Annotated in this window: 1 protein-coding gene; it reads right to left on the minus strand. The window is 63.0% G+C overall.

All coding sequences use genetic code 11. The annotated features are described in order from the left end of the window. Positions 1-221: glycosyltransferase (locus SB847_RS21300; protein WP_410578639.1), on the minus strand; the 221-nt coding region annotated here is incomplete at its 3' end. Positions 222-265 lie beyond the last annotated feature (44 nt).

A 265-nucleotide genomic window follows, 5' to 3' on the forward strand; every position in this document is an offset into this window, starting at 1 on the left:
GGAAAAGGAACACGGTCAATGGTGGCAAGCTCATAGCCGGCAGCAGGGACCAGCCGGGTCTCCATGCCCGAGGACGTTCCAACGGTCAAGATGGCGGCATCCGGCCGTTGCTCCTTGATGGCATCGGCGATCGCCAGCAGCGGACTGACGTGCCCGGCCGTTCCGCCGCCGGCAAGGACGACTGAAAGGGGCTTGGTGACATGGGAAGAGGCAGACGTCATGAAGGGCTATGTACGCTTTCGTGTGGTCTTGGGAGAACGGCGCG

Source organism: Bacillus sp. SIMBA_026 (assembly GCF_046535335.1).
Classification (GTDB): domain Bacteria; phylum Bacillota; class Bacilli; order Bacillales; family Bacillaceae; genus Bacillus; species Bacillus velezensis.